This is a genomic window from Kitasatospora sp. NPDC028961, assembly GCF_055564815.1.
This window is the reverse complement of sequence record NZ_JBVHVO010000007.1, coordinates 268227-288948: the sequence shown is the minus strand read 5'-3', so window position 1 is coordinate 288948 and position 20722 is coordinate 268227. Positions and strand designations below refer to the sequence as shown.

28 protein-coding genes are annotated in these 20722 nt (G+C 72.8%); 12 read left to right on the top strand and 16 right to left on the bottom strand.

What is annotated here, in order from left to right; all coding sequences use genetic code 11:
• Window positions 1-13: 13 nt before the first annotated feature.
• The 3 genes from ACZ4UX_RS16830 (at window position 14) to ACZ4UX_RS16820 (ending at window position 2807) form a co-directional block, all read left to right on the top strand.
• The gene (locus ACZ4UX_RS16830; protein WP_465707200.1) at window positions 14-1609 is read left to right on the top strand and encodes an ATP-binding protein; all 1596 of its coding nucleotides are present in this window, start codon (window positions 14-16) and stop codon (window positions 1607-1609) included.
• Window positions 1606-2034, top strand: coding sequence for a hypothetical protein (locus tag ACZ4UX_RS16825; RefSeq protein WP_465707199.1), 429 nt, complete (start codon window positions 1606-1608; stop codon window positions 2032-2034). Before ACZ4UX_RS16830 ends, ACZ4UX_RS16825 begins: the two co-directional genes overlap by 4 nt.
• A 188-nt stretch (window positions 2035-2222) precedes the next feature.
• Window positions 2223-2807: a VanZ family protein gene (locus ACZ4UX_RS16820; RefSeq protein ID WP_465707198.1), complete on the top strand. Its 585-nt coding sequence runs from the start codon at window positions 2223-2225 to the stop codon at window positions 2805-2807.
• On the opposite strand, the gene ACZ4UX_RS16815 is transcribed toward ACZ4UX_RS16820, so the two are convergent.
• The 3 genes from ACZ4UX_RS16815 to ACZ4UX_RS16805 form a co-directional block, all read right to left on the bottom strand.
• Window positions 2774-3139 carry a hypothetical protein gene (locus ACZ4UX_RS16815; protein ID WP_465707197.1) on the bottom strand — a complete coding sequence of 122 codons (366 nt, stop codon included), beginning with the start codon at window positions 3137-3139 and terminating at the stop codon, window positions 2774-2776. The genes ACZ4UX_RS16820 and ACZ4UX_RS16815 overlap by 34 nt on opposite strands.
• Window positions 3140-3329: 190 nt before the next feature.
• Window positions 3330-4766 (bottom strand): hypothetical protein, encoded by a 1437-nt coding sequence (locus ACZ4UX_RS16810; protein WP_465707196.1) that lies wholly within the window; start codon window positions 4764-4766, stop codon window positions 3330-3332.
• 194 nt (window positions 4767-4960) lie between these two features.
• Window positions 4961-5605 (bottom strand): PhzF family phenazine biosynthesis protein, encoded by a 645-nt coding sequence (locus tag ACZ4UX_RS16805; protein ID WP_465707195.1) that lies wholly within the window; start codon window positions 5603-5605, stop codon window positions 4961-4963.
• Between the two features lie 142 nt (window positions 5606-5747).
• On the opposite strand from ACZ4UX_RS16805, the gene ACZ4UX_RS16800 reads away from it, so the two are divergent.
• Window positions 5748-6191 carry a hypothetical protein gene (locus ACZ4UX_RS16800; RefSeq protein ID WP_465707194.1) on the top strand — a complete coding sequence of 148 codons (444 nt, stop codon included), beginning with the start codon at window positions 5748-5750 and terminating at the stop codon, window positions 6189-6191.
• Window positions 6192-6297: 106 nt separating this feature from the next.
• Here ACZ4UX_RS16800 and ACZ4UX_RS16795 read toward each other — a convergent pair whose 3' ends face one another.
• The 6 genes from ACZ4UX_RS16795 to ACZ4UX_RS16770 form a co-directional block, all read right to left on the bottom strand.
• Window positions 6298-7146: a helix-turn-helix domain-containing protein gene (locus ACZ4UX_RS16795; RefSeq protein WP_465707193.1), complete on the bottom strand. Its 849-nt coding sequence runs from the start codon at window positions 7144-7146 to the stop codon at window positions 6298-6300.
• A 9-nt stretch (window positions 7147-7155) separates the two neighbouring features.
• Window positions 7156-7674, bottom strand: a complete 519-nt coding sequence (locus tag ACZ4UX_RS16790) for a DUF6879 family protein (RefSeq protein ID WP_465707192.1) — start codon at window positions 7672-7674, stop codon at window positions 7156-7158.
• A 148-nt stretch (window positions 7675-7822) separates the two neighbouring features.
• A complete protein-coding gene (locus tag ACZ4UX_RS16785; protein WP_465707191.1) occupies window positions 7823-8023 on the bottom strand; it encodes a DUF397 domain-containing protein in 201 nt (66 codons plus the stop codon).
• Between the two features lie 156 nt (window positions 8024-8179).
• Window positions 8180-8380 carry a DUF397 domain-containing protein gene (locus tag ACZ4UX_RS16780; protein WP_465707190.1) on the bottom strand — a complete coding sequence of 67 codons (201 nt, stop codon included), beginning with the start codon at window positions 8378-8380 and terminating at the stop codon, window positions 8180-8182.
• Between the two features lie 194 nt (window positions 8381-8574).
• The gene (locus ACZ4UX_RS16775; protein WP_465707189.1) at window positions 8575-8775 is read right to left on the bottom strand and encodes a DUF397 domain-containing protein; all 201 of its coding nucleotides are present in this window, start codon (window positions 8773-8775) and stop codon (window positions 8575-8577) included.
• Window positions 8776-8785: 10 nt separating this feature from the next.
• Window positions 8786-9670, bottom strand: a complete 885-nt coding sequence (locus ACZ4UX_RS16770; protein ID WP_465707188.1) for a helix-turn-helix domain-containing protein — start codon at window positions 9668-9670, stop codon at window positions 8786-8788.
• Window positions 9671-9917: 247 nt separating this feature from the next.
• Here ACZ4UX_RS16770 and ACZ4UX_RS16765 point away from each other — a divergent pair, with 247 nt between their 5' ends.
• Genes ACZ4UX_RS16765 through ACZ4UX_RS16750 form a run of 4 tightly spaced genes read left to right on the top strand, consistent with a single transcriptional unit; the run spans window position 9918 to window position 10922 of the window.
• Window positions 9918-10283 carry an ATP-binding protein gene (locus ACZ4UX_RS16765; protein ID WP_465707187.1) on the top strand — a complete coding sequence of 122 codons (366 nt, stop codon included), beginning with the start codon at window positions 9918-9920 and terminating at the stop codon, window positions 10281-10283.
• On the top strand, window positions 10280-10543 hold the full coding sequence (locus ACZ4UX_RS16760; protein ID WP_465707186.1) for a hypothetical protein: 264 nt from the start codon (window positions 10280-10282) through the stop codon (window positions 10541-10543). The genes ACZ4UX_RS16765 and ACZ4UX_RS16760 overlap by 4 nt, the downstream gene beginning before the upstream one ends.
• Window positions 10531-10770, top strand: a complete 240-nt coding sequence (locus tag ACZ4UX_RS16755; RefSeq protein WP_465707185.1) for a hypothetical protein — start codon at window positions 10531-10533, stop codon at window positions 10768-10770. Before ACZ4UX_RS16760 ends, ACZ4UX_RS16755 begins: the two co-directional genes overlap by 13 nt.
• Window positions 10767-10922 (top strand): hypothetical protein, encoded by a 156-nt coding sequence (locus tag ACZ4UX_RS16750; protein ID WP_465707184.1) that lies wholly within the window; start codon window positions 10767-10769, stop codon window positions 10920-10922. The genes ACZ4UX_RS16755 and ACZ4UX_RS16750 overlap by 4 nt, the downstream gene beginning before the upstream one ends.
• A gap of 165 nt (window positions 10923-11087) precedes the next feature.
• Here ACZ4UX_RS16750 and ACZ4UX_RS16745 read toward each other — a convergent pair whose 3' ends face one another.
• Genes ACZ4UX_RS16745 through ACZ4UX_RS16735 form a run of 3 tightly spaced genes read right to left on the bottom strand, consistent with a single transcriptional unit; the run spans window position 11088 to window position 13536 of the window.
• The gene (locus ACZ4UX_RS16745) at window positions 11088-12179 is read right to left on the bottom strand and encodes a hypothetical protein (protein WP_465707183.1); all 1092 of its coding nucleotides are present in this window, start codon (window positions 12177-12179) and stop codon (window positions 11088-11090) included.
• Complete coding sequence (locus ACZ4UX_RS16740; RefSeq protein WP_465707182.1) at window positions 12176-13129, bottom strand: ABC transporter ATP-binding protein; 954 nt, start codon at window positions 13127-13129, stop codon at window positions 12176-12178. The genes ACZ4UX_RS16745 and ACZ4UX_RS16740 overlap by 4 nt, the downstream gene beginning before the upstream one ends.
• Window positions 13126-13536: a GntR family transcriptional regulator gene (locus tag ACZ4UX_RS16735; protein ID WP_465707227.1), complete on the bottom strand. Its 411-nt coding sequence runs from the start codon at window positions 13534-13536 to the stop codon at window positions 13126-13128. Before ACZ4UX_RS16735 ends, ACZ4UX_RS16740 begins: the two co-directional genes overlap by 4 nt.
• 322 nt (window positions 13537-13858) lie before the next feature.
• On the opposite strand from ACZ4UX_RS16735, the gene ACZ4UX_RS16730 reads away from it, so the two are divergent.
• Window positions 13859-14041: a PspC domain-containing protein gene (locus ACZ4UX_RS16730; RefSeq protein ID WP_465707181.1), complete on the top strand. Its 183-nt coding sequence runs from the start codon at window positions 13859-13861 to the stop codon at window positions 14039-14041.
• A 149-nt stretch (window positions 14042-14190) separates the two neighbouring features.
• Here the strand turns inward: ACZ4UX_RS16730 and ACZ4UX_RS16725 are convergent, their stop codons facing one another.
• The 3 genes from ACZ4UX_RS16725 to ACZ4UX_RS16715 all read right to left on the bottom strand — a co-directional run bounded on the left by ACZ4UX_RS16725 (window position 14191) and on the right by ACZ4UX_RS16715 (window position 16980).
• The gene (locus ACZ4UX_RS16725) at window positions 14191-14544 is read right to left on the bottom strand and encodes an ATP-binding protein (protein ID WP_465707180.1); all 354 of its coding nucleotides are present in this window, start codon (window positions 14542-14544) and stop codon (window positions 14191-14193) included.
• Between the two features lie 204 nt (window positions 14545-14748).
• Window positions 14749-15897, bottom strand: coding sequence for an adenosine deaminase (locus ACZ4UX_RS16720; protein WP_329488009.1), 1149 nt, complete (start codon window positions 15895-15897; stop codon window positions 14749-14751).
• A gap of 120 nt (window positions 15898-16017) precedes the next feature.
• The gene (locus tag ACZ4UX_RS16715) at window positions 16018-16980 is read right to left on the bottom strand and encodes a LysR family transcriptional regulator (protein WP_465707179.1); all 963 of its coding nucleotides are present in this window, start codon (window positions 16978-16980) and stop codon (window positions 16018-16020) included.
• Window positions 16981-17087: 107 nt separating this feature from the next.
• Here ACZ4UX_RS16715 and ACZ4UX_RS16710 point away from each other — a divergent pair, with 107 nt between their 5' ends.
• The 3 genes from ACZ4UX_RS16710 to ACZ4UX_RS16700 all read left to right on the top strand — a co-directional run bounded on the left by ACZ4UX_RS16710 (window position 17088) and on the right by ACZ4UX_RS16700 (window position 19359).
• Window positions 17088-18377 (top strand): MFS transporter, encoded by a 1290-nt coding sequence (locus ACZ4UX_RS16710; RefSeq protein ID WP_329488010.1) that lies wholly within the window; start codon window positions 17088-17090, stop codon window positions 18375-18377.
• A 115-nt stretch (window positions 18378-18492) separates the two neighbouring features.
• Window positions 18493-19167 carry an alpha/beta fold hydrolase gene (locus ACZ4UX_RS16705; RefSeq protein ID WP_465707178.1) on the top strand — a complete coding sequence of 225 codons (675 nt, stop codon included), beginning with the start codon at window positions 18493-18495 and terminating at the stop codon, window positions 19165-19167.
• 33 nt (window positions 19168-19200) lie between these two features.
• Window positions 19201-19359, top strand: coding sequence for a hypothetical protein (locus tag ACZ4UX_RS16700; protein ID WP_465707177.1), 159 nt, complete (start codon window positions 19201-19203; stop codon window positions 19357-19359).
• A 27-nt stretch (window positions 19360-19386) separates the two neighbouring features.
• Here the strand turns inward: ACZ4UX_RS16700 and ACZ4UX_RS16695 are convergent, their stop codons facing one another.
• Entirely contained in the window at window positions 19387-20664 is a 1278-nt protein-coding gene (locus ACZ4UX_RS16695) for a thymidine phosphorylase (protein ID WP_329488013.1), read from the bottom strand.
• Window positions 20665-20722 lie beyond the last annotated feature (58 nt).

The window sequence follows — 20722 nt, the reverse complement described above, 5'->3', positions numbered from 1 at the left end:
ACGACAGGCTCCCGTGACTGACCTTCAGACGACGACCAGCCGCTTCTCCTCGGGCCCGTGGCGACGGCTGCGTTCCCTGCGGGTGCGGCTGATCGCGGTGTTCGCCGCGGTCGCGCTGCTCGCCGCCGTCTCGGCCTCCGGCATCGCGTACTGGCTCAACCGGGACGCGGTGCTCAAGCGCGCCCAGAACACCGCGCTCAACGACTTCCGGGTCTCGCTCACCCGCAACGTCTCCGAGCTGCCGCTGAACGCCACCTGCGCCGAGCTGAACCAGCTCGCCGCCAGCGTCGCCAGCTCCGGGCTCAGCTACGAGGTGGTGGTCTCCGACCCCGCCCGCCCGGACTGCCTCGCCTCCTCGGCCCCGCTGACCTACACGCTCGCCGACGTCCCGGCCAAGCTGCGGGACACCGTCGCGAAGCCGCGCGAGCTCACCGAGAACAACCCGTACGCGTTCCACCTGTACTGGCAGCGGCAGAACCTGGAGGGGCGGCCGTTCGTGATCGGCGGCACCAAGGTGGTGCCGACCGGGCCGACGGCCTACATGTTCAAGTCGCTGGAGAACGAGCGGGCCGACCTGAGCACGCTCGGCTGGTCGCTGGCGATCGCCACGCTGCTGGCGCTGATCGGCTCGGCGCTGCTCGCCCAGGCCGCGTCGGCGACGGTGCTGCGCCCGGTCAAGCGGCTCGGCGAGGCCGCCCGGCGGCTCGGCGAGGGCCATCTGGACACCCGGCTCGAAGTCGAGGGCTCGGACGAACTCGCCGATCTGGCGCGGACGTTCAACCGCACCGCGGAGTCGCTGCACGAGCAGGTCGAGGAGCTGAGCGCGCGGGAGGCGCAGAGCCGGCGGTTCGTCGCCGACATGTCGCACGAGCTGCGGACGCCGCTGACCGCGATGACCGCCGTGACGGACATCCTGGAGGACGAGGCCGAGTCGCTGGACCCGATGATCGAGCCGGCCGTGCGGCTGGTGGTCAACGAGACGCGCCGGCTCTCCGACCTGGTGGAGAACCTGATGGAGGTGACCCGCTTCGACGCCGGTACGGCCAAGCTGGTCGCCGACGAGGTGGACATCGCCGACCTGATCATGTCCTGCATCGACGGCCGGGCCTGGTACGACGCGGTGGAGCTGGACGCGCCGCGCGGTGTCCGGGCCGTGGTCGACCCGCGCCGGCTGGACGTCGTCTTCGCCAACCTGATCGGCAACGCGCTCAAGCACGGCGGCTCGCCGGTGCGGGTGACGGTCCGGGAGGAGGGCCCCGCGCAGGCTCCGGCGGACGGCCCGGCCGACGGCCCGGCGGACGGCCGGGAGGATGACGGCCCGGTGGTCGGCCCGGCGGTCGGAACGGTGATCGTCGAGGTCTCGGACAGCGGCCCCGGCATCCCCGAGGACGTGCTGCCGCACGTCTTCGACCGGTTCTACAAGGCGGACAAGGGGCGGGCGCGTTCGGAGGGCAGCGGTCTGGGCCTGTCGATCGCGATGGCCAACGCGCAGATCCACGGGGGGACGATCACGGCCGCGAACGGGGAGGTGGGGGCGGTGTTCACGCTGACGCTGCCGCGGACCCAGCCGCCGCCGTCGGCCGACGACTCCGAGGAGAGTGCGCTGTGACCTCCCGCCCGTCCGTTCCCGCGGGTCCGGCCGACCGGGCCCGCGCCGTCCGCGGTTCCGGCCCGGGCCGCGGTTCCCGCCCGGACCGCGGTTCCCGCCCGGGCCGGGTGTTCGGCGCCGCCGCCCTGGTCGCGCTGGCCGCCCTCGCCGCCGGGTGCGGCATCCGCCCGACCGCCGTCCCGGTGGACGCCGGCGCGCCCGCCAGCCGGACGGCCTGCCCGACCGCGCCGCAGATACCGACGGCGCCGGCCGCACCGTCACCGGTCGGCCCGACTCCGCCCGCCGCGCACTCCTCGGCGAAGTTCTTCGGGAGCCCGTCCCCGTCGGTCACCCGGGTGACCCCGGGGCCGTCCACCCCGCCGGCGGACAACGTGTTCACCGCGGTGGCGACGCCGTCGCCGACGGCGTCGGCCACCTGCCGCTGATCGACTCCGTGGGATCCGGGCCGCATCTCGACCGGATCGGGTCCCAACGGGACCGCTCCGGGCCGTTTCGGTCCGCTCCGGGCGTGCGGCGGAATGTTCACGCCGGGCGTGGAACCGCCGCGCCACCGGCTCACGTCCTTCCCCGCGTGCAGCGAGATGGCACCAGGGCACGCGACGAGCGTTCCGGCGTGCGGACCGAGACCGGGCCGGCGGCGGCCGTCCACCGTCCCCTACGGCTGGTCGGCCTCGTCGGCCTCACCCTCCACCTGGCCCTGGCGGGCTGGCTGGTGCTGAGACCGTTGCCGGTGGCCTGGGTCTACGACGCCAACCTGACGCCGCTGGCCTCGCTCCGCTCCTCCACCGCCTGGCAGGTCCTCGGCGAACTGCTGCTGCTGGCCCCGCTCGGCGTCCTGCTCCCGCTCGCGGGCGGCCGCCTGCGAGCCCCCTGGCTCCCGTCCTTCCTCCGCACCACCGGCGCCTCCGCCCTGCTGGCCACCGCCCTGGAGTTCCTCTCCTCCTGGGCCCCGGGCCACATCCTGAACGTGGACCACATACTGTTCGCCGTCGTCGGCGTGGCGATCGTCCACCTGGCCCTGGTGCCCGGCTGCCGGTCCCTGCTGCTCCGGCCCCGCCGCGCGGGCACCGCCCGCCCGGCGCCCGCCCGGGCCCCCGTGCCGGTCCATACGCCGACTCGCACGCCGACTCGCACGCCGGTCCACGCTCCGACCCACGCTCCCGTCTACGCGGAGCCCTTCTCCTCCCACGGCCGCTGAGGCGGCTCGCTGCTCGCCGGGCAGGAAGAGCAGCCGGGAGCCGCCACCGCGCACTGGCCCGGGTCGAGCAGCCGCCCGTCGTCGGGGGCGTCCCGCCCGCACGCCCGGCAACGCACCGTGACCCGCCCGCCCGCCGCCCGCAGGCGGGCCACCGCGACGTCGAGGTCCCGCAGGTTTCCGTCCCGCACGGGTGCGGGCAGGTCGTCCAGGAGCACGTTGCCGTGCCAGAGGCTCGGCCCGGTCACGGCGCGGAGGGCGCGGAGGGCGCGGAGCAGCTCGATCCGCCGCTCCCCCACGCCGGTCAGCTCGGCGACGAACTCCGGTTCCTCCATCCGCCCGGCCCTCCCCGGCCCGCCCGCTCCGACCGGCCTGCCCGCTCCGGCTCGCTCCGACCGGCCGGACGTACCCGGCGGGCGGTCAGCGGCCAGCGGGCGGACGTACCCGGCGGGCGGTCAGCGGCCGGCGGGCGGACGTGCCCGGCGGGCGGTCAGCGGCCGGCGGGCGGACGTGCCCGGCGGGCGGTCAGCGGCCGGGGCGCTGCGTGCGCTGCGTGCGCTGTCGGCGGCGCAGCACCACCAGGGCACCCAGCCCCATCGCGATCGCCATGCCGCCGGTGATCGCCATCGGCGCGGAGGAGGACCCGCCGCCCGTCGACGCCAGCCCGGAGGCCTGGTCCGGCACGGGGACGGGCACCGGCACCGGAGCGGCCGTGGTCGCCGGGCCGTTCGGCGCCGAGGCGGTGACCTGCGCGACGACCACCGCGGCCGCCGACGGCGCGGTCGGCACCGGAGCGGGGCTCGCCGGAGCGCTCGCCGTCCCGGTGGCGGTCGCGGTGGCGGAGGGCGTCGCAGACGCCGTGGCGGACGGCGTACCGGCGCCGCCCGGCGCCGCGATGCCGAACGGGACCGCCCGGCTGGACGTCGTGACGCCGAGCCCGCTGACCTCCGGCATGCTGTGCCCGGTGAGCAGCACGGACGCGGCACCGACCGGGGCGTCCTTGGCGAAGGCCAGCCGGACGTTGATCGTGCGGGACTCACCGTCGTGCAGCTTCACGAGGTCGGCGTCCTTGCTGCCCGACGGGAGCCCCAGGACCAGCCTGCTCGTCGCCGGCTCCGGGAGGGGCCTGGCGGCCAGCCACTCGCCCTCCGGGGTCTGGAACTCGAACCGGACCGCGTCGGCGGGCAGCGTGCTCCCGGCCTGGAGGGTGACCTCGGGGAGGACGCGGATGTCCTTGCCGCTGTGGTTGGCGAGGACCAGCTTGAAGGCCTTCGCCTCGCCGCCCGTGGTGAAGGAGGCGGGGACGCCCTCGACGCTCGGCTCGGCCGGGCCGGGAGCGGTCACCGGCGGGGTGCTGGGGCCGCCCACCGGGGCGATGGTGAAACGTCCGAACTCGCTGGCGGGGGTGGAGATCCGCTGCTCCGGGGGCAGCGTCGGGTCCGACACCACGGCCCGGAACCCGGCCGTGGCCGTGCCGCCGACGGCGCCGGCGGTGACGGCGAGACGCAGCCGGTAGGTGACCGAAGCCCCGGCCGGCACGCTGATCCTGGTGGCGAAGGTGTCCAGCTCCCACACCGCGCCGACCGTCTGGCCGGGGCTGAGCAGGGCGTTCTTCCACTGCGTGCCGCCGGGCGACTGGAACTCCAGCTTGAGCTGGGTCTCCTTGATGCCGGAGTTGACGTCGGCCAGGGTGAAGCCGGTCGTGGCGTCGACCGCGTGGTCGGCGGAGTTCTTCAGGGTCGCGGTGAACTCGACCGGCGCCGCACCGGCGGTGAAGGTGCCGGGCAGGCCGCTCAGCGTGATCGACACGGGCCCGTTCTGGGCCTGGGCGCCCAGGGTGCCCTGGGTGTGCCGGGTGATCGAGGGGGCGGCGAGCGCCGCCGGGGCGGTGGCGACGGCGGTGCCGGAGACCAGGGTGGCTGTGGCCGCCAGAGCGAGGAGACTGCGGTGCTGAGTGCGCAAGGGGACCTCACGGAGGAGAGCGGGCCGAGCCCGGCAGACGATGGGTCGCCTGGACTGAGAGGGAACCTCGTCGCAGGCCATGTCCGTCCCGCTGATTCGCCCCCAAACCTCCAGCAACGGCGGCATCATATCCGAACGTGTGGACCATTCGTGAAGGAGTATCGGTCGCCGGGACGAACGCCGGGTGACGGCTGTCACGCCGCTCGCCGCACCCGGCCGCCGACCTCGATCAGGCCGCCGGGCCGGACGCCGGTGACGAGCTGGGAGCCGACGCCTTGAGTGATGGTCAGGTCGCGCTCGAGCTCGGCCGTGAGCAGGATCGCGGCGGCGCCCGTGGCCTCGTCCTCGTCGATCCCGTCACCCCGGCCGGGGAAGGCGCGCGCCCGTACCGTACCCGCCCGCTCGTCCTGCCAGGCCCAGGCGTAGATCCACTCCCCCGGCGGCGGGACGTCCAGCGCGTCCACCTCGGCGGCGGACCCGTACCGCCTCAGCGTGCGGCCCGGCGCCCAGGCGGCGCGGCCCTCGATCCGGGTGAACTCGCCGTCGCGGCGCACCCCGACGGCGCCGGCGGCGGTCACCAGCCGGTCCACGCCCAGCAGCCAGGCCGCACCGACGCAGGGGTGCCCGGCGAAGGGCAGGCGAAGGCTCGGCGTGTAGATGTCGATCACACCGCGCTCGGCGTCGTCGACGAAGACGGTCTCGCTGAAACCGAGCTGCCGGGCGACGGCCAGCCGGTCGGCCGCACCGGGAACGGCGGCGCCGTCGCGGACCACGCCGAGCGGGTTCCCGTGGCCACCGTCGGGACCGCAAAAGACCCGAAGAACCACATAGTCAGTCATTCACCCACCCAACCACGGGTGGGGGCGCCGCCGGTATACGAGTTCGTGACGAAAACGTGGCGGCGATTGTCCGCGGGGTCCAGTACTGTGCCCACTCGTCCCCAAGGATTTCTTTCTCTCACCTCCCACAGGAATTGACTCCGTGAATCTCGACTTCACCGTTGACCCGCTTTTCTCCTGGTACGTCGTGCTGCTGGCCATCAGCGGCATCGCCATGGTCGTGCTCGGCGCCGTCAACATCGGCGGCGGCCTGAGCGGCGGCTGGCGGGTCATCAACGTGATCGCCGGCATCGCGTTCGCCGGCTACGCGTACTACCTCGCGTTCGTCTTCGAGGGCGGTGAGTACCGGATGTTCTTCCAGGCGTTCATCCTCCCCGTGCTGCTGATCGCCAACGCCGTGAAGGCCCTGGTCGCCCGCAGCAACGCCCCGGCGGTCCCGCAGCCGGCGGCCTACCAGGCCCCGTACGACCCGAACGCCCAGTACAACCCGAACGCGGCGCAGAACCCCTACGCCCAGCCCGCCCCGGCCCCGCAGACGGCCCCGGTCGCCCAGCCGCCGGCCCCGCAGGCTCCCCCGGCCGGCTGACCGGCTCACACCCCCACGCCGTCCGCCGGGCACCCACCCGGCGGACGGCGGCGAGCGAGAGCAGCATTCACGGGCGGGGAATCTGCTGGCGCAGATTCCCCGCCCGTCACACCAGCGCCTCCATCGCCGCACCGATCAGGGCCCGGGCCTGCTCACCGTGGAGGGCCTGGTCGGCCAGCTCGGCGAAGGCCTGGGCGTAGAGGGCGATCTCGCTGGGCTGGGTGATGGTGAGGTAGCCGGAGACCAGTTCCACGTTGACCTGGGCGGTGTCGTAGATCCAGAAGCCCTCGACCGGCATCCGGGAGCGGCCCGGCCCCATCGGGACGATGCCGAGACTGACATGGGGCAGCGCGCCCACGGTCAGCAGGTGCGCCAGTTGTTCGCGCTGAACATCCCGGCTACCGGGGCCCGACCGCAGGACGGACTCCTCCAGGAGAACGGCGAACCGCCGGCCACCTTCGCGGAGGATCCGCTGCCGCTCCATCCGGACTTCCACGGCGGCGTCCACATCGTCCACCACGACCCGGCGCCGCTGCACGGCCCGCAGCACCGCGTCGGTGTAGGCCCGCGTCTGGAGCAATCCGGTCACCAGCCACGACGAATACGCCCGGAAGCGGCGCGTGCGCTCGTAGCGCGGTAGGACGGACTCCTGCGCGCGCTTCAACCCGTCGCGCTCGATGTGACGCCATTCGACGAACAAGTCCTCGACAGCGCGCAACGAGGCAATGAGGTCCTGCGATTGGTCTTCGGCCTCGCACGCCCGGCACCAGAGCAGCACATCCTCGGGCGAAGGCACCGCCTGGGCATTCTCGATCCTGGAGATCTTGGACGAATGCCAGCCACAGAGCCGGGCGAGTTCACGTCCGGCGAGCCCCGCTTCGCGCCGAATCCCACTGAGGCGGTCGGCGATATCCCGGCGGGCCTGCTGGACACTCGACGATGCGGATACAGGCATGGCGGCCTCTCAACGCGGGTGGTAGTCCTCGTGGGGGACGGCTCGCTGCCAGACGGATTCGAAGGCCGATCCGCACAGTTTCGCCAGATCGGGATCGGTCACGTACTCGCGGCCGTCGGTGTCGAGTTGGCCGTCACCGGTGAAGTGGTGAAAGAGCACCGTCTCGTCGTCGAAGACCCAGAAGTCGGGCCCCGGCATGGCGAGGTCACGGGTCTGGCGCCTGGGCAGCCAGCGGACCAGCTCCCCGGCGGCACGGTTGGCGAACGTCTCGTCGTACTCGTAGCGGATGTAGTCGCTGATCGGTTCGGAGACGACGCGGGCCCGTCGGACCACCACGCCCCGGGCGACCGCCGCGCTGACCACCTCGTGCCAGGACCCCCACCAGGACGCCCGGTAGGCGTGATCCGTCCGGTGCCCGCGCTGCCAGGCGAGGAAGGCCGGATCGTCCCGCATGTAGCTGTCGCGCATCTCCAGGTGCACGGCCGAGTGCCGGGCCGCGGCCAGTGCCTCACGTGCCGGTGGTTTCACGGTTCCCCCCGAAGCATCAGCAGGCGATGTTCCGCCGCCAGCCTTCTCCCGGGGTCCCGACCCGGTCAAGAAGAGCCGCCCCGGCGCCCGGAGGCGCAGGGACGGCGCAGGGGCGCACCGGTAACTGGGCGATCGCGGCGCTCGCTACTCAGATGAAGTGGTCGAACTCGCCGGCCTTGACCCCGAGGATGAACGCCCGGAGCTTGGCCACGTCGGTCGTGACGACGACATCGGGCTCGTCCGACTCGCGCAGGTGGCGCAGGTCGCCGGTGCCGGTGGCCAGTTCGAGGCAGTTGTTGGAGCCTTCCCCTTCGCTGTAAGAGGATCTCTGCCAGCGGACTTCTGACATCTCACACCTTTCAGACTTGGATCGGGCAGCGAACGTGCTGAGCGAGTGAGCCGTATCGGACCACCAATAGAATGGTCGCGCGTGCGCTCACCGGCGCCCCACACCCGAGCTGTTCTCACTCACACCAGGCAGCATGGCTATCTCCCTCTGCACTCCTCAGAGCAGGTGATCGAACTCGCCGGCCTTGACCCCGAGGATGAACGCCCGGAGCTTGGCCACATCGGTCGTGACGACGACATCGGGCTCGTCCGACTCGCGCAGATGACGCAGGTCGCCGGCGCCGGGGGCCAGTTCGAGGCATGAATTGCCCGCGTCCCCGCCACTGAACGACGACTTCTGCCAGGCGATTTCGGACATCACAGGCCTTTCAGACTCCGTTAGACCAACACGACAGGATGGTCGGGCAGGCCCACTCGTATACATGGCACCAGCAGGCTTGCCGCGCAGCGTCAACGTCCTACGGTCTACCCGGCCAGGGCAGCTGCCAGCTCCCTCGTCCGAGCTGTCCCCGCTTGGATCGGGCAGGGCGGCCATTCCCACCTCTGCACTCCTCAGAGCAGGTGGTCGAACTCGCCGGCCTTGACCCCGAGGATGAACGCCCGGAGCTTGGCCACATCGGTCGTGACGACGACATCGGGGTCGTCCGACTCGCGCAGGTGACGCAGGTCGCCGGTGCCGGTGGCCAGTTCGAGGCAGTTGTTCGAGGCGTCTCCTCCGCTGAATGACGACTTCTGCCACAGGACTTCTGACATCACAGGCCTTTCAGACTTGGATCAGGTAGAGAAGGTGGTGGAGGAGGCCCCAGGAGTCACGGAAGGCCGCCCCACGCCGAGGCTCGGCCGTGCTGACAGCAGGAAGGGCCAGATCCCTCAACTGATCGAACATCTGGCGGTAGGCCGCGATGCTCTCCGGATCACCATAATGCTCGGCACGACCAGGGGCATCAACGATGATCGTGGAAAGGTCGATAGAGGCAGGCTCGCAAAACAGGAACGAGTTGGGACTCGGCGGCTTCTCAGCCGCCGTGAACGGCATCACCTGCACGGTGATGTTCGGGCGCTCTGCCATGTCGAGCACATGAAGCAACTGGGCCCTCATGACTGCATCGCCGGGGAAGCGCATTCGCAGTGCGGCCTCATGAATGACGAAGTGGAACTCCCTGTCCTCCTCAAGGACTCGTTGGCGGTCCATTCGGAACTGGACCGCGTCCGCATTGCTCCACTTCCCGTCACCGTAGGGACCTCCGAAGATCGCCTCGGCATACGCCTGAAGTTGAAGTGGCCCCGGAATGTAGAGCATCTCGTAGTTGGCCAGTCGCACGGACCGGTCCTCGGCCTCCGCCAGGTCCAGAGCGAGCGGAGGCACCTTGCCCTCGTACTCGCTCCACCAGCCCTTGCCCGTGCTCCGGCCCATCTCCGCAAGCGTGGACCTGTACGCGACATCGGTGCAGCCGTAGGCGTCGAGCCAGACTTCGAGTCGCTCCGCGTTCAGGGTGATCCGACCGGCCTCGGTGTGGCTCACCGCCGGGCCGCCCATCCCCACCAGCGCTCCGGCCTCCGCTGCCGACAACCCTGCTGCCATGCGCAGCCGTTGCAGCTCTTCGCCGAATCGGCGCTGCCGCTGGCTGATCGGCCCCTTGTATCCCACGGCTGTCCTTCCCTGTCTGCGCAGTCTCGCGCACAACTCACCTACGACGCCACCAAGGAGTGACGCAACCCTGAGACCCGACGAATGGCTTGCAAGTCTGCCATCGATCCCCCTACTCTCAGTGTTGCACCGATCACACGGCGGAGCGTCAGTAATGCCCTGTCCGGGCGCCGCAGAGCAGCCGTCACAGCCTGGCTCACGGTCTCGCCTCCGTCGCGAACTCCTTCTCCTCTCCCGGAGGTTCTTCGTGCGTACCCTCAACCCTCCCGACTGGTCCGCCGCCCGGCACGAACTGCGTGCGGCCCTCGCCTCCTCCGGGTGGCCGCCGGACCCCATCGCCGACGCCGAACTCGCCCTCCACGAGCTCTTCGTCAACGCCTGGCGCCACGCGGGCAGTCAGGCGCCCCTCGTGGTCGTCGTCCTCGCGAACCGCACCCTCCGGGTCTCGGTCGCCGACGACAGCCCCACCCTCCCCGAGCAGCGCGCCTCCGCCGACCCCTACGAACTCTCGGGCCGCGGCATCCACTTGGTCCGCTCCCTCACCCACCGCTTCGGCGCCGACGCCCGCAAGGACGGCAAGGTCGTCTGGTTCGAGCTGGACGCCGCCGCATGACCCACCACGCCCCCCTCGCACCGGACGACCCCCGGATGCGTGACTACACCGAACCCGAGGTCACCGCTCTGCTCGCCGAACTCCACGAGCGCGGGCGCCCGTTCGGCATCGCCTGGGGCTCGGCCGCCACCAACGGCAGCGTCGACGGTCGCGTCCTCATCGGCTTCGGCAACGCCCCCGTCGCCACCCTCCTCAACCTCCTCGGCCTCCTGCGCGCCGCCGCGAGCGCCGCCGAACGGGGTGACCCGTGGGCGTCCTGATCCCGCTCCTCACCCAGGCGATCCACACCGAGCGCACCACCGTCGCCTACCTCGCCGTGGAGACCGTTCCCGACGCCGCGCTCCAACTCCGCGTCGCCGTCGACCTCGACGTCAACGCCGGCCCCGGCGAGCACCTCGCCCTCCCGCTCACCCGCGACCAGGCCGACGAACTGCTCCACGCACTCGCCGCCCGTCTCGGCCGCCGCGTCATCGGCGTCCGGCGGTGAGGGCCGGCGGCACCGCCGACTTCCTCGTCGCCACCGCCTTCGTGCTCCTCCTCGCCCTCGCGCTCCTCACTGTCGTACTCGGCGTGATCACCGCGCTGAGCGTGAACCGGCGCACCGAGGACCACTCCGAACGCGAGCGGCTGCCCCGCTGACCCACCCCGCCCGGCGGCTGCCGCCCCAGCCGCCGCGCCCCCCACACGCAGGAAGTCGGCCCGTCCGACTTTCCACTCCATTGCAGAGTTGCCACCTCATCCGGGCAAACGGAAGGCAGGGCCCCACGAGGGAGGCCCTGCCCGACAACCGCACCCCACGCCGGCTCAGCGCACGCGACGCACCCACAGCGCGCAGAAGACCAGCAGCGCCGCCGTGGCCAGCAGGCTCAGCCCGGTCTGCGTCCAGTGCATCATCCACTCGTCGGCCGGCGGGTGGTAGAGCGTGTAGGCCCGGTCGATGACGTCGTAGTGGGCCTTGCAGGCATCGGTGGGGCAGACGGCCGTCCCGTCCGGCAGGGTGCCGATCCAGTCGCTGTCGGTCGGGATCCGCAGGCCGTCACGCGTCAGGAGACCGTTCTCCACGATGTGCGATTCCAGCGGCGAGGACGTCGACACCCGACCGCTCTGGACCACGGACATCCGGTCGACCGCATCGGGCGAGGCCATCCGGATGCTCGCCAACGCCTCCCGCGCCGGCGTCAGCAGGTACCGCCCGGAGTCCACCGCGAACCGTACGGCGACGGTCAGCACCGCCGTGACCACGATCGAGGCCACCACCCGCCGCACCACCAGTCCGACGGCGGCCCCGAGCGCGACGGAGAGCAGGCAGGACGCGACCAGCGACGGCCCGGAGGCACTGCGGCTCATCCAGCTGAACCAGTGGTACAGGCCGGGGAGGGAGAACCGCCCCTCGACCTGGTGGACGAACCGGGTCGAGACGACCGCGAGCAGGCTCGACCCCACCAGGGTCAGCAGCAGCGGCACGCCCAGCCGGGCCGCCAGCCAGCGCTGCCGCGACACGGACTGCGTCCAGGCCAGCGCGTACGTCCCGGTCTCGAACTCCCTCGCCAGCAAGGGCGCCGCGTAGAAGACGCCGAACGCGACCGGCAGGATCACCAGCAGCCAGCCGGTGATCATCACGGCGACGCCCCAGTGCCCGTCCAGCGCGATCGCCTGACTGCCCTCGCACTCCGCCGGGAAGTAGACGACGTTGCAGCCCTGGAGGCGCCATTCGACTATCTGGTCGGCGATCCGGCTGTGCAGGTAGACCATCCAGCCGCAGAGCAGCACCAGGACGGAGCCGGCGATCAGGAGCGGCGTGCGGTCCTGGCGCAGGCCCAGCCAGGTGGTGCCGCTCAGCAGGCGACGCCCGGACGGGCGGCTCCGCGGCATGGTGGCGAGGTCGGCGGTGCTCATCGGGCCGCCACCTCCTCGCGCCCGGCGGTGTGCGCGCCGACCGGGGGCCGGCCCTGTGGGGCGGCGGTACGCAGATAGGCGATCAGAATCTCCTCCAGGTTCGGCCGGCTGACGTCCCAGCGCGGGTCGATCTCTCCGTGCGGCCTGAGCAGCGCGGTCGCCTGGCGGCCGGTGCGGCGCAGCTCGACGATCTCGTGGCGCGCCAGCTCGGCCGGGGTGCCGTCGGTGCCCTCGGTGGCGCCGACCACCAGGCGGTGGTCGTCCAGCAGGTCGTCGACGTCACCGCTGAGCCGGATCCGCCCGTCGCGCAGCACGGTGACGTGGTCGCAGACGCCGTCCAGCTCGGCGAGGACGTGCGAGGAGATGAGGATGGTCGTCCCGTGCTCCGCCGCCTCGGCCATCAGGATTCCGGTGAGCTCCTGGCGGGCCACCGGGTCGACGTCGGCGAGCGGCTCGTCGAGCATCAGCAGGTCGGGGCGCTTGCCGAGGACGAGCGCGAGGGCGACCCGGGTGCGCTGGCCGGCGGTGAGCGTGCCCACCCTGGCGTTCTGCGGGAGGTCGCCCAGCCGGACGATCCGCTCCGCGATCTCCTGATCCCAGCCCGGGTTGAGCTCCCGGCCGGCGCGCAGGGTCTCCGCGACGGTGAACCGCGGGTAGAGCGGCTTGTCCTGCCGCAGGTAGGCGGTGCGCCGCAGGGCGGCGGCCCCGCCCGGTCCGGTCCCGAACACCGCGACCGTTCCCTCGGTCGGCGCGAGGAGTCCGGCGGCGAGCGCCATCAGGGTGCTCTTGCCGGCGCCGTTCGGGCCGACGAGCGCGCAGACGCGGCCGGCCGGAAGCCGGAGTTCGCAGCCACGAAGGGCCCAGCGCGATCGGTACTTCAGACCGAGGCCGGTCGCCTCCAGGGCGGGGACGTCCTCGGTGGGTCGGTGCTCTGCTGCGGGGTGGTTCACCCGGACTCCTCGGGGGCCTCGGTGCTGGTGGGGTAGGCGCGGTCGAGGGCGGTGTCGACGAGAGCGGCGACGTCCTCGCGTTCCAGGCCCGCGTCCCGCGCCCGGCCGATCCAGTCGGCGAGGTCGACGCGCAGGGCCGAGTCCTCGACGGTCGGCGGTTTGGCGAGGGACTTCCGGACGAAGGTCCCGACTCCCCTCCGGCTCTCGACCAGGCCCTCGCGTTCGAGCTCGCGGTAGGCCTTGAGCACGGTGTTCGGATTGATCGCCGTCGCCTCCACCACCTCGCGGGCGGTGGGGAGTTGGTCACCGGGTTGGAGCACTCCGAGCCGCAGTGCCCGCTTCGTCTGCTCGATGATCTGCAGATACGGCGAGAGGCCGCCGCGACGGTCGATGAGGTACTCGACGATGACATCCACCTTTCCACTAGTTAACTAGTGGAATAGTGCACCGGAGATGATCGGCCGTCAACTCCGGACTCAGCCGTCGCCTCCACGGGGGCCGCCCCCGGCCACCCGCACCGGAGGTCGGCCCGCCCGACTTCCCACTCCTGCGCAGGCGAACCTCCGGGGCACCCCCGAGACAAACCCCGAGGTCGGGTCCTCCTCACCGGGGACAAAGGCCAGGGTCGGGATCGCCGCCGAGGCTGAGGATCCGGGGGCGGAGGCGGCGGAGGATGGAAGCACGCCCTCCGGAGAGCCCGGACCGGGCGCCAGGAACACGGAGACCGCCATGAGCCGCCTCGCCCGCCCCCGCCACAACCGCGTCATCGCCGGCGTCTGCGCCGGGATCGCCGAGCGCTTCGGCCTGACCCCGTGGACCGTCCGGATCATCTTCCTCGCGTCCTGCCTGCTCCCCGGCCCGCAGTTCCTGATCTACCTGGCGCTCTGGCTGCTCCTCCCCCAGGAGTCGTGAGCCCCGGCGCCCCCACGCCCCCTACGCCTCTGGCGCCCAGCACCCACGCACCCTCACGCACCCACGCACCTGGGTCCGAACGCCGAAACGGGCCGCCCGCGCCCCGGGATCACCGGGGTGCGGGCGGCCCGTCGGCCGTGGCGGGAGCGTCAGCCGCCGAGGCCGGGCAGCGGGAGGGCCTGGGTCAGGCCACCGACCGGGGTGCTGCCGAGGCCCGGGATGCTCGGCACGCCGGCGCGGGGGGCGGCGTCCGCGGCCGGGGCCACCGCCTGGCCGGCGCTCGGGGCCAGGGTGCCGAGGGTGCCGGCGACCTTGTCACCGCCGGGCAGCTTGCTCGCGGTGTCGGTGACCGCACCGGTCACGGCGGGGTTGGTCACGGCGCCGGTGGGAAGCCCGAGGCCACCCGCGGCGACCGGGTCGGCGGACGCGCTGCCGGCGCCGACCGCCGCGATGGCGAGCCCGAGCACGGCGGTGCCGGCGGCCTTGAGAGTGGCCTGCTTCATGTTCGTCCCCTTGGATCCTCGTCGGTGGCCGACATTCACGGCGGGGCAGCGGGTTCCGCCACCTCCGCCGGTCGGCGTTGACTGCCACACCGTAGTGATCGGATCGCACGGGGACCAAAGGCCGTTAACCCACACGAGTGGGTAGTCAGATGAACGCCAACACCCAGGGGTGACCAGGGCGTTCATCCGACCGATCGCACCGCCTCAGGAGGTCGCGCTGAACAGCCACTCCGCCTTGAGCTCGGCGTAGCCCGGCTTGATCACGTCGTTGATCATCGCCAGCCGCTCGTCGAACGGCAGGAACGCCGACTTCATCGCGTTCACGGTGAACCACTCCATGTCGCCCAGCGTGTAGCCGAACGCCTCCACCAGGTGCCCGAACTCGCGGCTCATGCTGGTGCCGCTCATCAGCCGGTTGTCGGTGTTGACCGTGACCCGGAACTTCAGCCGGCTCAGCAGCCCGATCGGGTGCTCGGCGTACGACGTGGCGGCCGCCGTCTGCAGGTTGGAGGTCGGGCACATCTCCAGCGGGACGCGCTTGTCGCGCACGTACGCGGCCAGCCGGCCCAGCTCGACGCTGCCGTCCTCGTTCACCGTGATGTCGTCGACGATCCGCACGCCGTGGCCGAGCCGGTCGGCGCCGCAGCACTGCAGGGCCTCCCAGATCGACGGCAGGCCGAAGGCCTCGCCCGCGTGGATGGTGAAGTGGTTGTTCTCGCCCTTGAGGTAGTCGAAGGCGGCCTGGTGGCGGGTGGGGGGGTACCCCGCCTCGGCACCGGCGATGTCGAAGCCGACCACGCCGCGGTCGCGGTGGCGGTTGGCCAGCTCGGCGATCTCCGAGGAGCGGGCCGCGTGCCGCATCGCGGTGATCAGGGTGCCGACGCGGATCCGGTGACCGGCCGCGCGGGCGTTCGCCTCGCCGAGGCGGAAGCCCTCGTTGACGGCGTCGACGACCTCGTCGAGGGTGAGGCCGGCCTCCAGGTGCTGCTCGGGGGCGTAGCGGACCTCGGCGTACACGACGCCGTCGGCGGCCAGGTCCTCGGCGCAGTCCGCGGCGACCTTGATCAGGGCCTCGCGGGTCTGCATCACGGCACAGGTGTGCGCGAAGGTCTCCAGGTAGCGGACCAGCGAGCCGGAGTCGGCGGCCTCGCGGAACCACTCGCCGAGTTCCTTCGGGTCGGTGGTGGGGAGGCCCTCGTAGCCGACCGCGGCGGCCAGCTCGACGATGGTCTCGGGCCGCAGCCCGCCGTCGAGGTGGTCGTGCAGGAGCACCTTCGGGGCGCGGGCGATCTGGTCGGGGGTGGGGATCCGGGGGCCGGTGCCCGCGGTGGTGACAGGGGTCTGGTTCTCCATTGCGGGAGTGTAGCTCCTACGCGCGTAGACAGGCCACACCCGCGCGGCCGGTTCGGCCAATGTGCACCGGGAATTCCTCCGAAGGGCCGAGCGCGGCGTCCGGGCGCGCGGCGCGCCGGGTCAGTCGTGCTGCAGCAGCCGCCCCCGGCGGGCCAGCACGAAGTCGCGGAACGCCGCCACCGGCGGGGTCGGCGGCCGGCCCGCCGCCCAGGCCAGGCCGATCGCCCGCCGGGTGCGCGGCGCCGTCACCTCCAGCTCGACCACCCCCGGCCGGGGCACCAGCGCGGGCGGCAGCAGCGCCACCCCGAGCCCGGCCGCGACCAGGCCGCGCAGCGTCTCGGCGTCCTCGCCCTCGAAGGCGAGCCGCGGCACGAACCCGGCCTCGGCGCAGAAGCCGTCGGTGATCGCGCGCAGCCCGTAGCCGCGCTCCAGCCCGACGAACGGGTCCCGGGCCACCTCGGCCAGCCGGATCCGGCGCCGCCCGGCCAGCCGGTGGTCGGCCGGCACCGCCAGGTGCAGCCGCTGCTCGTCCAGCGGCCGGGCCACCAGCGCCGGGTGGTCCGGCACCGGCGAGACCAGGCAGAGGTCCAGCTCGCCGGCCAGCAGCCGCTCCAGCATCGCGCCGACGTAGTCCTGCACCAGCTGGAACCGCACCTGCGGGTGCGCCGCCCGGAACCCGCGCAGCAGCGCCGGCACCGCGTCCGTCCCCATGGTGTGCAGGAAGCCGAAGACCACCCGCCCGGCCGCCGGGTCCGCCTCCGCCCGGGCCGCCTCCGCACCGCGTTCGACCTCGGCCAGCGCCCGCTCCACCGAGACCAGCAGCAGCCGGCCGGCCCTGGTCAGCCGGACGGTGCGGCCCTGACGGGCCAGCAGGTCCACGCCCAGCTCGGCCTCCAGCCGGGCCACCGCCCGAGACAGCGTCGGCTGCGGCACACCCAGCAGCGCGGCCGCCTGCGTCATGTGCTCCAGCCGGGCCACCGCCGCGAACTGCGCGAGCCGGGGCGCGAGTTGGACGGCCGGCAACTCCGGCCCCAGCTCCGCCGGCCGGTGCGGGCGATCGGCCTCGTCCGTGCTCTCCGCCACTCCCGCGCCATCCTCACCGCTTCGACCTGCACTCATACCCCTGCGCATCGATTCTCCCCCATTCATGCATTGGACGCATCAGAGCGGCCGGTCCTAACGTCGACGACATGCAGCCCGCCAGTACCGGGGCGTCCGCGACCGTGCCGGATGCCCTCACCAAGCCGTCCCCGCTCGCCACCGACGACGCCCGCCACCGCCCCGGGCAGCGCGCCTTCCGCCGCGCCAACCTGGCCCTCTTCGCCGCCGGCATCGCGACGTTCGTCCTCCTCTACTCCACCCAGGGCCTGCTGCCGGTCCTCTCGGCCGACCTCGACCTCACCCCCGGCCAGGCCAGCTGGACGGCCTCCGCCGCCACCCTCGGCCTCGCCCTCGCCCTGCTCCCGGCCAGCGCCCTCTCCGACCGGTACGGACGCACCGCGGTGATGACGGCCTCCGTGCTCGCCGCCTCCGCGCTCGCCCTGGCCCTGCCCTTCGCGCCGGACCTCACCACCCTGGTCGTGCTGCGCGTCCTCCAGGGCGCCGCCCTCGCCGGGCTCCCCGCCACCGCGATGGCGTACCTCGCCGAGGAGATCCACCCCAGCGCACTGGCCTCCGCGATGGGGCTGTACGTGGCGGGCAACAGCATCGGCGGCATGGGCGGGCGGCTGATCTCCGGCTGGACGGCCGCCGGCTTCGGCTGGCGCTGGGGCCTGGCCGCCTCCGCCGCCCTCGCGCTGCTGGCCGCGCTCGCCTTCCGGCTGCTGATCCCGCCCGCCCGCCACTTCACACCCGCCCCGGTGGACGCCCGCGCGCTGGCCCGCACCGTCGGCCGCCACCTGGGCAACCCGCTGCTGGTCCGGCTGTACGCGCTCGGGCTGCTCTTCATGGCGGTGTTCGGCGCGGTCTACAACACCGTCGGCTACCGCCTGATCTCCGCGCCCTTCCACCTGCCGGAGTCGGTGGCGGCCTCGATCTTCGTCGTCTACCTGGTCGGCACCGGCACCTCGGCCGCCGCCGGACGGCTCTCCGGCCGCCTCGGCCGACGCGGCGCGCTGTACGTGGCGATCGGCGTGACCACCGCCGGCCTGCTGCTCTCGCTCGCCGACTCGCTGCTCTGCGCGCTGCTCGGCCTGGTGCTGATCACCGCCGGCTTCTTCGCCGGCCACGCCACCGCGTCCTCCGCCGTCGGCCGCACCGCCACCGAGGGCCGCGCCCAGGCCTCCGCGCTGTACCTGATCGCCTACTACCTGGGCAACAGCCTCGGCGGCACCATCGGCGCCGACGCCTACCACTCCACCGGCTGGCCCGGCGCGGCCGCCGTCGGCCTCACCGCGATGACCCTCGCCGCCGGCGTCACCCTCTACGCCACCCGCCGCGCCCACACCACCCGCCGTGCGGCCGTCCCGGTGGGGCGCTGACGATCGGCTTCTCCCCGGCGGATACCTGACACAGGGTGTCGGGTATCCGCCGTAGCCTCCTCTCGTCGCCCAGCCCGTTCGACCGTCGACCGATGGACCAGAGGAAGAAGACGCCATGGCCACCTACGTACTCGTCCCCGGCATGCTGCACGGCGCCTGGTGGTACCGGCCGCTCACCGAGGGGCTCCGCGCCGCCGGGCACGAGGTGTACCCGGTGACGCTGACCGGGGTCTCCGAGCGCGGGCACCTGAACAACGCGGTGGTCGACCTGGACACCCACGTCCAGGACGTGGTCGGGCTGCTGGAGGCGGAGCGGCTCACCGACGTGGTGCTGGTCGGGCACAGCTACGGCGGGATGGTCCTCTCCGGGGTCGCCGACCGGGTGCCGGAGCGGGTCGGGGCGCTGGTGTACGCGGACGCCTTCGTCCCCCGCGACGGCGAGTCGGCCTACCGGATCGTCAACGAGGTCTGGAAGCAGCGCTACCTGGCCGGCGCCGCGACGGGCGGCGGTGTCACCGTGGTCGGCTCGAACCCCGCCCTCGACCCGCGCGCCACCGTCCACCCGGTGGCCAGCCTCCTCCAGCCGATCGCCCTCACCGGCGCGGCCGACGCCGTCACCCGCCGGGTCTACATCCACGCCGAGCGCTTCGAGGACAGCCCGCTGCTGGAGACCTTCGACCGCCTGCGCGACGACCCGGCCTGGACCGTGCACACCCTCCCGGTCGGCCACGACGTGATCCACGAAGCCCCCGAGGAGTTCCTGAAGATCGCCCTCACGGCAGCCGGCTGACCGCCGTCCGGGCGTCCGCGGTCGCCGATAAACATGGGCATCCCGCTCCACCTGCTGGTCGACCCCCGCAAGGGCACCGGGATCGTCCACGACGGGCCCGGCTACCCGTCCCGCAGGGAGTTCGCCTTCGGCGACACCGTCACCGTCGGCCCGTGGACGCTGGACACCGGCGTCCTGCGCACGTACGCCTGAGCGGCCGCACGTGCGCAGGACGGCGGGTCACGCGATGCGGTCCAGCACGATCGGGTTCGGGGTGAACGCGGTGCCCGCCGGGGCGACCTCGATGCCGCCGGCCAGCGCCTCGATCGCGTACTCGTAGCGCTCGGGGGTGTCGGTGTGCAGGGTCAGCAGCGGCTGGCCGGCCACCACGGTGTCACCGGGCTTGGCGTGCATCTCGACGCCGGCGCCGGCCTGCACCGGGTCCTCCTTGCGGGCCCGGCCGGCGCCCAGGCGCCAGGCGCAGACGCCCACCGCGTAGGCGTCCAGCGCGGTGAGCACGCCCGAGGCCGGGGCCGGGATGACGTGCTGCTCGCGGGCGACCGGCAGCGGGGCGTCGACGTCGCCGCCCTGGGCGGAGATCATGCGGCGCCAGTGGTCCATCGCGGAGCCGTCGCGCAGCGCGTCGGCCGGGTCCTTGCCGTGCACGCCGGCCGCGGCGAGCATCTCGCGGGCCAGCGCCAGGGTGAGCTCGACGACGTCGGCCGGGCCGCCGCCGGCCAGCACCTCGACCGACTCGCGGACCTCCAGCGCGTTGCCGGCGGTGAGGCCGAGCGGGGTCGACATGTCGGTCAGCAGCGCGACGGTGTTGACGCCGGCCGCGGTGCCCAGGCCGACCATGGTGCGGGCCAGCTCGCGGGCGTTGTCCAGGTTCTTCATGAAGGCGCCGGAGCCGACCTTCACGTCCAGGACGAGGGCGCCGGTGCCCTCGGCGATCTTCTTGGACATGATCGAGGAGGCGATCAGCGGGATGGCCTCGACGGTGCCGGTGACGTCGCGCAGCGCGTACAGCTTCTTGTCGGCGGGGGCCAGACCGTCACCGGCGGCGCAGATGACGGCGCCGGCGTCGTGCAGCACCTTCATCATCTCGTCGTTGGAGAGCAGGGCGCGCCAGCCGGGGATCGACTCCAGCTTGTCCAGGGTGCCGCCGGTGTGGCCGAGGCCGCGGCCGGAGAGCTGCGGGACGGCGGCGCCGCAGGCGGCGACCAGCGGGGCGAGCGGCAGGGTGATCTTGTCGCCGACGCCACCGGTGGAGTGCTTGTCGCTGGTGGGCTGCGCGAGGGAGGAGAAGTCCATCCGGACGCCGGAGCGGATCATCGCGTCGGTCCAGCGGCTGATCTCGCGCGGGTTCATGCCGTTCAGCAGGATCGCCATGGCGAGGGCGGACATCTGCTCGTCGGCGACGTCGCCGCGGGTGTAGGCGTCGATGACCCAGTCGATCTGAGCGTCGCTCAGCTCTCCGCGGTCGCGCTTGGTCCTGATGACGGAGATGGCGTCCATGGCTGCTCCAAGAGGGGTTCAAAATGCGAAGAGTGTCGCGAGCTGGCCGGATTGCGGC